Consider the following 10296-nt stretch of genomic DNA (forward strand, 5'->3'; position numbering starts at 1 on the left):
AGCTGTGACGCGGCCGCCCCCTTCCCGGTGGTCCGCGTGCCCTCGCTGCCGCTGCCCGGCTATCCGCAGGTGCGCGTCGCCCTGCCGAGCCGCCGGGTCGCGGCGGCGATCACCGCGCACCGGGCCGACCTCGTCCACCTCGCCAGCCCGTTCGTGCTCGGGGTGCGCGGCATGGCCGCCGCGGCGCGCCTCGGCCTGCCGGCCGTCGCCGTCTACCAGACGGACCTGGCCGGCTACGCGCGCACCTACGTAGGAGCGGGCGAGGGCGCCGCGTGGCGGCGCATCAGGGCCGTGCACGGCGCCGCCGACCGCACCCTCGCGCCGTCCACCGCCGCCGTGCGCGACCTCGAGGAACACGGTGTCGAGCGGGTGCGGCTGTGGCCGCGCGGAGTGGAGACCACGCGCTTCCGGCCGCAGCTGCGGGACGAGGAGCTGCGCCGCACCCTGGCGCCGGACGGCGAGGTGATCGTCGGATACGTCGGCCGCCTCGCACCCGAGAAGCACGTCGAACTCCTCGCCGGGGTCTGCGCGCTGCCGGGCGTACGGCTCGTCGTCGTAGGCGACGGACCCAGCGGGACGGCTCTGCGCGCCGCCCTGCCCGGCGCCGTGTTCCTCGGCCGGCGGACCGGCGACGATCTCGCCCGGATCTTCGCCTCCTTGGACGTCTTCGCGCACACCGGCCCCTATGAGACCTTCTGCCAGACCGTGCAGGAGGCCATGGCCAGCGGGCTTCCCGTGATTGCCCCGGCCGCCGGGGGCCCGCTCGACCTCGTCGCGCACGGCCGGACCGGGCTGCTCGTGGAGCCGCACAGCGCCGACGCCGTACGTGCGGCGGTCGCCACGCTCGTCGGCGACACCGCCCTGCGGGCGGCGTACGGGCGGGCCGGGCTCGCCGCCGTCGAGGGCAGGACCTGGGCGGTGGTCGGGGACCTGCTGCTCGACCACTACGCCGATGTGCTCGGCGCGCGTACGGCGGTGGCCGCATGAGCGGGGGACACGGCCTGCGCATCGTACGTCTGGCGAACTTCGTCACCCCCTCGTCCGGAGGGCTGCGCACCGCGCTCGCCGAACTCGGCCGCGGCTACCTGGCCGCGGGCCACGAGCCGGTGCTCGTCGTCCCCGGTGAGGTGGAGAGCGACCGGCTGACCGAGCAGGGGCGGGTCATCACCCTGCCCGGGCCGGAGATCCCCGGCACCGGCGGGTACCGGGTGCTGGCCGGGCGGCGCCGGCTCCGCGGCCTGCTGGAGGAACTGGCGCCCGACCGGCTCGAGGTCTCCGACCGCACCACACTGCGCTGGACCGGAGAGTGGGCGCGGCGGCAGCGGATCCCCTCGGTGATGGTCTCGCACGAGACCGCCGACGGAGTGCTGCGCACCTGGGGCCTTGCCGAGTCCGTCGCCGCCGCCACCGCCGACCGGCTCAACCGCCGCAGCGCGTGGGCCTATTCATGGATCGTCTGCACGACGGAGTGGGCGGAGCGGGAGTTCGTACGGATCGGGGCGCGCAATGTCGTACGGGCACCTCTCGGTGTCGACCTGCGGCGCTGCCGGCCGGAACGCCGCAGCGCACTGCTGCGCGCCCGGCACGCGGCGGGAGCCGACGTGCTGCTCCTGCTGTGTTCGCGGCTGTCCGTGGAGAAACGTCCCGCTACCGCCCTTGACGCGCTCGCCGCACTGCGCGAGAGGGGCCTGCGGGTGTCGATGGTCGTCGCGGGCGACGGGCCGCTGAAAGCCTCGCTCGTGCGCCGGGCACACGCGGACCGGCTGCCCGTCCACTTCCTCGGCCATGTCCCCGACCGGGAAGCGGTCGCCGACCTCCAGGCGGCGGCCGACGTGTGCCTGGCCCCGGGGCCGGCCGAGACCTTCGGGCTCTCCGCCCTCGAGGCGCTGGCCTGCGGTACCCCGGTCGTCGCCAGCGCCTCCTCGGCGCTGCCCGAGGTCGTGGGCGACGCGGGGATCGCAGCGGCCGAAACGGGAGCGGACTTCGCGGCCGCTGTCCTGGAGCTGCTCGCCCGCCCGGAGCAGGCGCGCCGCCGGGCGGCACGGGCGCGGGCCGAACTCTTCGACTGGCAGCGTTCGGTGACGGCGTTCCTCGCCGCACACCAGGCGCTGCCGGCCGGGGACCCGGCCTCCGGCCCGGGGAGCGGACGATGACGCCGGCCGGCACACCCGACTGCCTCCCGCCGCCCGCGTCGGTGGCGGAAGCGGACGCCGGGCCCCGTACGGACGAGCAGGCCCACGGTCCCGGCGTCCCGGCCGTGCCGTCCCGCCGCACGGGTAAGGAGCGGGGCGGCCGTGCCGTACGGACCGTACGGTTCGCGGCGCTCGGCGACTCGTTGACCGCCGGCGTCGGGGATCCCGTCGAAGGCGGCCGGCGGGGATGGGCGGCGCTGCTCGCCGGCACGATCGGCGGCGACGGCACGTCCGTGCTCTTCCGCAACCTCGCCGTCAGCGGCGCCCTCAGTAAGGATGTCGCCGAGGCGCAAACGCCCGCCGCTCTCGCGTTCGCACCGGACATCGCGTCCGTCGTCGTCGGCGTGAACGACACCTTGCGCCGCACCTTCGACATAGCCGACGTCGCCCGGCGGCTGGACGACGTCACGTCCGCGCTCGCCGCCCGCGGGACCGTGCTGCTGACGGCGTGCCTGCCCGACCCCGGCGCCATGTTCGGCCTGCCCGTCCCGCTCGCCCGCCCCCTGGCCAGACGCCAGCGGGCGGTCAACGCCGTGGTGCACGCCCTCTCCGACCGCTACGACACCGTCCACCTGCACGCGGCCGACGCGGCATGGGTGGCCGACCGCGCCATGTGGAGCGCCGACCGGCTCCACCCGGGGGAGCGTGGCCACCGGATGCTCGCCCGGCGCTTCCACGAGCTGCTCGCCGCCCGCGGTCTCGCCGACGGCCGTCCACCGGACGCCGAGCCCGACCAGCCGCCGCCGACCACGGCGGAGGCGCTGCTGTGGCTGGCGACGGCCGGCACCGCCTGGGTGGGCCGCCGCTGCACCGACCTGCTGCCGCAGCTGCTGCGCCTCGCGGGCGACGAGGTGCACCACTGGGCCCGTGGCACGAGCGCCCGCCTCGACCGCAGCGCCGAACTGGCCCTGTCCGCGGCGCTCGCGGCGATGTCTCCGGCCGTGCCGGGAGGGCACCTCGGGCCGGGGACGGGGGACTGAGGGGGCGCGGCGGAGGGTGCCGGGTCCCCTGGTGAACGGGTCGTCGCGCGGCGGTCACAGGAGTTCGCGGTCGCGTGTCTCCGGCAGGCCGGTCAGGGCGAGCACGGCGAGCCCGTAGCCGGCGGCGCCGAGGACGAGGGCACCGCCCACGCCCCAGTTGTCGGACAGGAAACCGACGAGCGTCGGCAGGAACGCGCCCACCGCGCGGCCGCTGTTGTAGGTGAAGCCCTGCCCGGTGCCCCGGACCGCCGTCGGGTACAGCTCGCTCAGGAAGGAACCGAACCCGCTGAAGATGGCCGACATGCAGAACCCGAGCGGGAAACCGAGCACCAGCAGCAGGCTGTTGGAGCCCGCGGGGATGTTGGTGTAGGCGAGGATCCCCACCGAGGACAGCACGGCGAACAGCGCGATGTTCTTCTTCCGGCCGATCCGGTCCGTGAGGTAGCCGCCGGTCAGATAGCCGATGAAGGCGCCGGAGATGAGGAAGGCGAGATACCCGCCGGTGCCGACGACCGTCAGCCCGCGTTCGGTCTTCAGATAGGTGGGGACCCACGTGGCGAGGGTGTAGTAGCCGCCCTGGACGCCCGTGGACAGCAGTGTGGCGAAGAGCGTGGTGCGCAGCAGGTCCTTCTTGAAGATCGTGGTGAACGATCCGCGCGCGGTGCCGGCGCGGCGCAGCTCCGCCGCCTTCGGGGCGTCGCTCACATTACGGCGCACGTAGATCACCAGCAGTGCGGGCAGTGCGCCGGTCCAGAACAGCACGCGCCACGCGGTGTCGGCGTCGACGAACCGGAAGACGAGTGTGTAGACGATCACGGCGAGCGCCCAGCCGGCCGCCCAGGCGCTCTGGACCGCGCCGAGCGTGCGGCCGCGGTGCTTGGCGGTGGCGTACTCGGCGACGAGGATCGCGCCGACCGCCCACTCACCGCCGAAGCCGAGGCCCTGAAGGGCCCGGAAGACCAGCAGCGTCTCGTAGTTGGGCGCGAAGCCGCAGAGCACGGTGAACACGGCATACGTGATCACCGTCGCCATCAGTGCCTTCACCCGGCCGACGCGGTCCGCGAGGATGCCCGCGAGGGCGCCGCCGACGGCGGACACGACCAGGGTGACGGTGGTGAGAAGCCCGGTCCTGCCGTTGTCGAGGCTGAAGTACGCGGAGATCGCGACCATGCTCAGCGGCAGGGTGAAGTAGTCGTACGAGTCGAGGGCGTAACCCCCGAACGCACCGCCGAAGGCGCGGCGGCCGCGCGGGCCGAGGGCGCGCAGCCAGGCGAACGTTCCGGTGTCCTCCGGGAGTTGGTCGTTCTTCTGCCGGACCTGTGGCGTGCTCATCTGCACCTCGCTGGGGGAGGGGAGCGGGACGGAGCATCTGGCGGTGTACGGTCACGCCAAGGTAGGGGATTGTTGAACGATACGGCAAGAGTAGTGTTGAGCGTTCCCGCCGTCACTGCGCCGTTCGGGCCTCGCGCCGGCGAGAACGGACGCGTACTCCCTCGCTTCCGGAGCCCAACCGGGTCCCCGCACAGGCAGGTTCAGGCCGTGGGCGAAATATCCACTGCGGCGCCTTCAGGCACGCGGTGCCGGCGCCTTCGGGCGGGCGGTGCCGAGGCCGGCACCCCAGGGCGGCCCGCGGGGCGCGGCCGTCCCTGGCGGGCGGCGCCGAAGGGTGCTCTGCGTCGTTTCGACCGTTGTCGGTGCGAGGACCTAATCTGTCCTCCGTGACTTCGCCTGCCTCGACGGACCTCGCTCCGCCCCAGCTCAGCGCGGGGCCGCGCCCCGCGCAGGGCCCGGCCGCCGACGAAGGGCTCGCGCGGCGGCTCCGCGCGCTCGCGTGCACCGCGCCCCTGCACGACCTGGACGTACGCAAAGCGAATCTCGCGGGCGAGTACTCGGTCTACGCCATGGCGGAGGTCGCCCTCGCGGCCATCGACCTCGTCACGCTCAACATGGACTTCGACACCGGCGCCGACCACGACCAGATAGTCGCGCGCCTCCTCCCGCGGGTCGCCGCCCAGGCCCCGGGGCGGCCTGCCGCCGAACACGAGCGCGTCGCCCGCTGGGTGCTGGAGAACCTGATCAACGTGGGCAGCGTGGACCGCGGCTTCCGCGCCGTGTACGGCACCTTCGGACCGGACGGCGTCTACACCCGCCGTGACTACGACTTCAAGCTCATCGAGGAAGTCCCCGGCCGCGACGGCACCGTCTATCTGCGCACCACCGACGAAGCGGTCAACGTGCTGGTCGGCGCACTCGACACCGATGTCACCAGCGCGCAGATCGCCGCCGAGGTGAAGCTCGAGGTACTCATCAACCGCGGCCGCCTCGCCGACGCGCAACTCGCCGCCGAACAGGCCCGCTACCGGACCGTGCAGTACAGCGAGACACTGCGCCGCACCCTCGAAGCCACCCGGCGCAACGTCCGTGCCGTCGACTGGCTCCGTACCGTCCCCGACATGATCGCCGAGGCGCTCGACCACGTCGCCGACCGCTACCGCCACGAGAACGCGATCCTCACCAACATCCGCAAGGCCCGTGACGAGGCCGAGACCGGCGCCGACCCGAAGACGGCCGAGCACAAGCGGCGCGCCGCCGAGCTCGTGGACATAGTCAAGGACTGCATCCGGCGGCACACACAGCTCCAGTCCCGGCTGCTGGAGGCCGGACCCCTGTTCCGCGCCGAACAGGACCGGCAGGCCTTCGCCCGGCCCGCCGCCCGCAGCGGCCTCGACCTGTACGGCCAGCTGCTGGCCCCGCTACTGCCGCTGCCCGTGGAGTCGGCCATCCGCGTCACCGACGCGTTCTTCGCGAGCGGCACCGGGCTGCGCACACCGTCCTCCGTACGGGTCGGCGATCTGGTGGACCTGCTGCTGACCCCTCCGGCGGAACGCGAACACCTCGGCGCGGAGATGCCGGAACCGGACCTGATCGCCACCCCCGACGACAGCCGCTTCAGCGAGGAGCAGCTGGCGAGCGCCATGGACCTGCTCGACCTCGAGCACGACGCGCCGCGCCGCCTGTCCGGGCTGCTCGCCGAGGCCCGCCGCCGGGACCCCGAACTGCCGTACCTGGTCGCGCTGCTGGCCGTCCACGCGGCGAGCCCGCCGGTCGGCACCGCCTACCGCCAGGGCGAGCAGCGACTGCTGTTCGCCGTCGACGACGGCACCGAGCTCGACGACCCGGAGTTCGGCGGCGCCGACCTCATCGTCGGCACGGCGCTGCTCGACGCGGTGGGCATGGCGGCGGCACGCGCGGAGGCGACATGAGCCGCCCCGCCGGCCGTCCCGCCGCGCATGGGGGCGACATGACCTCCGCCCGCGCCGGCCGTCCCGCTGCCGCACCGCCGTACATGGACGCGACATCGAGTCCCCACCGCGCCGGCCGTCCCGCCGCGGCACCGCCGTGCCCCGCCCCCACCTCCGACCCGACCACTCACCACCGAGGAGCCCCGTGAGCGACCACCACGCCGAGCCCCCCGCCGCGTGGAGCGACCAGGCCGCCCCGCAGGGACCCCCTTCCGGCCCGATGGCCACCACCGCGGCCGCCGCCGGCGGCGTCACGCCCGCCGACGCGGCGGACGCCGCGCGGCTCGTCTCCTTCGGCCTCCAGCCCAAACTGCTGCCGGCCCGCGACGCCGAATACGCCGACCTGCTGCGCCGCTACCGCGAGGACTCCTCCTTCGCCCGCCTCGCCGACGCGGTCGCGACCGGCCTCGGCCTGGTCGTGCTCGAGGTGTCGCCCCGGGCGGGCATGGCCGTCACCGCCGGCGAGGACTCGGTGTTCGCCGTACGGATGGGCGACTACGCCCGCCGGGCCTCCGCCGAGTCCGCCGACCGCTTCCTGCACGGCCTGGCCCATCTCGCCGTCGCCGCCATGGCCTTCCCGCGCCCCGAGGATCTCGCCGACGACGGGTACATCGGCCGGATCACCGTCAACGGCGTCGACGCCTTCGTACGTCAGGCCTGCCGGCGTCTCGAGGAGCGCGCCGACGAGCAGGGCGACAACACCGACCCGGCCAGCGACGCCCCCGGCCTGGAGGCGGCCTGGCGGGTCTACGCGCGCCGCAGCGCCACCGGCGCCACCAAGGACGCCCGCCGCCTCGCGGGCTCGACCACCGGCATCGTCGGCAAGGCCGTCGCCTTCCTCACCGACTCCGGCTTCCTCCAGCGGACCGGCGACGACTCCGGAGGCGCGTACCGCACCACCGCCCGCTACCAGTTGCAGGTCCGCGACATGGCGGGCAGCGCCGCGATGGCCGAGCTGCTGGAGCTGGGCGTCGTCCCGGTCGGCGACGGCTCGGCCACGCTCGTGGCGCCGCCCGACGGCGACGACCTCGACCTGGCCGCCGACGCCGGCCTGCCCTTCCACGCGTAACCGCCCGCGCAACTGTTAGACGACTGAGAGTCCGCCGCCATGTACGAGTTGTCCCGGGTCCGCCTCTACTCCATCGGTCCCGCCGGTGCGCGCTACGCCGACACCGTGCTCGACCTGCGCGGAGTCGGCGAGCCCGTGCCCGATCCGGCCCCCACGCAGGCCGAGTTCTTCGAGGAGGAGCCGGTCGGCCCGCCGCGCCGGCCCGCGCCCGCGGGTGTGCTCTTCCTCGAGAACGGCGGAGGCAAGTCCGTCCTGCTGAAGCTGATCTTCTCCGTGATGCTGCCGGGCCACCGCAACACCCTGGGCGGCGCCAGCTCGGGCGTGCTGCGCAAGTTCCTGCTCGCGGACGACTGCGGACACGTCGCGCTCGAGTGGCAGCACACGCTCACCGGCGAACTGGTCGTCGTCGGCAAGGTCAGCGAATGGCGCGGCCGCCAGGTGTCCAACGACCCCCGCAAGTTCGCCGAGGCCTGGTACTCGTTCCGGCCGGGCCCCGGCCTCGGTCTCGACTCGCTCCCCGTGGCCGAGTCCACCGCCGTCCGTCCGCCCGTCGAGGGAGTCTCCGGCGCCCAGGGCCGCCGCCGCACCATGAAGGGCTTCCGGGACGCGATCACCGAGGCGGGCAAGGCGTATCCGCATCTCGACGTGCACTGGGAAGAGATCCACGACCGCTGGAACGAGCACCTCGGCGACCTCGGCCTCGACCCGGAACTGTTTCGGTACCAAAGGGAGATGAACGCCGACGAGGGCGAGGCGGCCGGCCTGTTCGCGGTGAAGAAGGACTCCGACTTCACCGACCTGCTGCTGCGCGCCGTCACCGACACCCGTGACACCGACGGTCTCGCCGACCTCGTCAGCTCGTTCGGCAACAAGCTCGGCCGCCGGGCGGAGCTCACCGCGGAACGGGACTTCACCGCAGGCTCCGTCGACCTTCTCGGCCGGATCGTCGACGCGGCGGAGGCCAGGACCAGGGCCCGGGACGTCCACGCCGGCGCGGAGCGCCGCACCCGCACCCTGGCACGCCGTCTCTCCGCCCGCGCCGCGGACGAGCGCTCCCGCGCCGCGGACCTCGCCCAGCAGGTCACAGCGGCCGCGCACACGGTCACCGGCGCCGAGCAGGAACGCGACCGCCGCTCCCTCGTCGCCGCCGAACTGGCGTACCGGCACGCCTCGCTGGCACTCGCCGCCGCGGAGAAGGGCGCCGCGGCACAGCGCCGCGAGCTGATCGACGCGCGCACGCTGCACTCCGCATGGCTGGCCGCGGAGGCGGTGCTGCGCCACCGGGCGGCCGCCGACCGGTCCGCCCGTGTCGCCGCGGCGATCCGCGAGGCCGAACGGGACGCCGCCCCCGCGCTCGCCGCCCGGGCCAAGGCCGCCGGCGACCTGGTGCGCGCCCTGCACACCGCCGCGGAGGACGGCGAACGCGTCGCCAACGAGGAGGAGGAGCGTTCCCGCGCACTCCAGGAAACCGGCGAGGCCGCCCACCGCGACGCCACCGTCGCCGCGACCGAGGCGCAGCGCGCCCGCAGCGAGATCGGCCACCTCCGCCAGCGGCTGAGCGAGGTCGAGCAGGAGACCGCAGAGGCGGTACGGGCCGGATGGCTCGACGACACCGCTCCCGACGCCGATCCGGCACGTGCCGCCCTGGCGGCGAGCGACGCGGAGAAGACCGCCGTCGCCGCATGGGACGAGGCCCGTGAGGTGGCCCGCTCGACGGCGGACCGGGCGAAGGAGGCAGCCGCCGCGGAGTCACGCGCGGAACTGACCGCGGCCCGCGCCGCGGATGCCGAGCGCGCCGCCGAGCACGCCTACGAGGCGGAGCGCCGCGCCGCGGAGTCCATCGCGGCGGACGAACGCCTCGCGGACCTGCTGAGCCTCGCCCCGGCGCTGCCCGTTCCGGTCCCCTCCCCGCGCACCGCGGCGGCCGACGGACAGAGCCCCACGACGGACGCACCGGACACGGCCCACCGCTCGGCAGCGGCCGACGGGGACACCCCCGCGAGCAGCCGTTCCGGCCGGCTCTCCGGCGGCCGCCGCCGTACCGGCGAAGGGCCCCTCACCGTCGAGGAGTTCGACGGATTCGCCGACGAGCTGCGCGAACTGCTCGACCAGTCCGTCTCCTCCGCGGAACGGCAGCTGTTCGACCTTCGTACCGCCGCGGCCGACGACGCCCGCATCCTCGGCGCACTCGGCGACGGCGGCCTGCTGCCCCCCGGCCCCGACGTCCTCGCCACCGTCGAATACCTGGGCGAGCACGGCATCCCCGCCCTGCCCGGCTGGCGCTACCTCGCCCAGTCCGTCGACCCCGCCGACCACGCCGCCGTGCTGGCGGCGCGGCCGGAACTGGTCGACGGTGTCGTGATCACCGACCCGGCCTCGCACACCCGCGCACGCGAAGTCCTCGCCGGAGCAGCCCTGCTGCCGCGGTCCGCCGTGGCCGTCGGGACCGCCGCCGCACTGCTCGCCCCCGTACCGCAGGGGAACGCCGACGGGGACGAGGGCGTTTTCCTCGTGCCGCCGAACCCGGCGATGCACGACGAGCACGCCGCCGACGAGGAACGTCACGCACTGCGCGCCAGGGCGGCCGCGCGGGACGAGGAGATCCGCGTGCTCGCCGCACGCCTCGCCGCCGACCGGTCCCTCGCGGCCCGGATCGGCGCATGGCGGGCGGACTGCCCGCCCGGCATGCTCGCCGAGCTCGCCGAAGGCGCCCGTACGGCCCGCGAGGCCGCACACGAAGCACAGGAGACACT

The 10296-nt window shown here is 74.7% G+C and carries 6 protein-coding genes and 1 pseudogene; 6 read left to right on the forward strand and 1 reads right to left on the reverse strand.

The window, feature by feature from the left end; all coding sequences use genetic code 11:
- From ACWGH4_RS22675 to ACWGH4_RS22685, 3 genes are all read left to right on the forward strand, one after another.
- A partial coding sequence (locus tag ACWGH4_RS22675; RefSeq protein WP_453463737.1) for a glycosyltransferase family 4 protein occupies positions 1-987 on the forward strand: 987 nt, incomplete at its 5' end.
- Entirely contained in the window at positions 984-2153 is a 1170-nt protein-coding gene (locus ACWGH4_RS22680) for a glycosyltransferase (RefSeq protein WP_453463740.1), read from the forward strand. The genes ACWGH4_RS22675 and ACWGH4_RS22680, both read left to right, overlap by 4 nt.
- Positions 2150-3172 (forward strand): SGNH/GDSL hydrolase family protein, encoded by a 1023-nt coding sequence (locus ACWGH4_RS22685; RefSeq protein WP_453463742.1) that lies wholly within the window; start codon positions 2150-2152, stop codon positions 3170-3172. The genes ACWGH4_RS22680 and ACWGH4_RS22685 overlap by 4 nt, the downstream gene beginning before the upstream one ends.
- 54 nt (positions 3173-3226) lie before the next feature.
- Here the strand turns inward: ACWGH4_RS22685 and ACWGH4_RS22690 are convergent, their stop codons facing one another.
- Positions 3227-4504, reverse strand: a complete 1278-nt coding sequence (locus ACWGH4_RS22690; protein WP_453463744.1) for an MFS transporter — start codon at positions 4502-4504, stop codon at positions 3227-3229.
- A 386-nt stretch (positions 4505-4890) separates the two neighbouring features.
- Between ACWGH4_RS22690 and ACWGH4_RS22695 the strand changes: the two genes are divergently transcribed.
- From ACWGH4_RS22695 to ACWGH4_RS22705, 3 genes and pseudogenes are all read left to right on the forward strand, one after another.
- Positions 4891-6435, forward strand: a complete 1545-nt coding sequence (locus ACWGH4_RS22695; RefSeq protein WP_453463746.1) for a hypothetical protein — start codon at positions 4891-4893, stop codon at positions 6433-6435.
- A gap of 184 nt (positions 6436-6619) precedes the next feature.
- Positions 6620-7543: a hypothetical protein gene (locus ACWGH4_RS22700; RefSeq protein WP_453463748.1), complete on the forward strand. Its 924-nt coding sequence runs from the start codon at positions 6620-6622 to the stop codon at positions 7541-7543.
- A gap of 39 nt (positions 7544-7582) precedes the next feature.
- Positions 7583-10296, forward strand: a pseudogene (locus tag ACWGH4_RS22705) (hypothetical protein); the annotation flags it as partial.

It is taken from the genome of Streptomyces sp. NPDC054847, assembly GCF_053610925.1.

Bases quoted from the DNA above. Each gene is read 5' to 3' on its own strand.
- ACWGH4_RS22690 (WP_453463744.1), bottom strand. From the start codon at position 4,504: ATGAGCACGCCACAGGTCCGGCAGAAGAACGACCAACTCCCGGAGGAC.
- ACWGH4_RS22680 (WP_453463740.1), top strand. From the start codon at position 984: ATGAGCGGGGGACACGGCCTGCGCATCGTACGTCTGGCGAACTTCGTC.
- ACWGH4_RS22685 (WP_453463742.1), top strand. From the start codon at position 2,150: ATGACGCCGGCCGGCACACCCGACTGCCTCCCGCCGCCCGCGTCGGTG.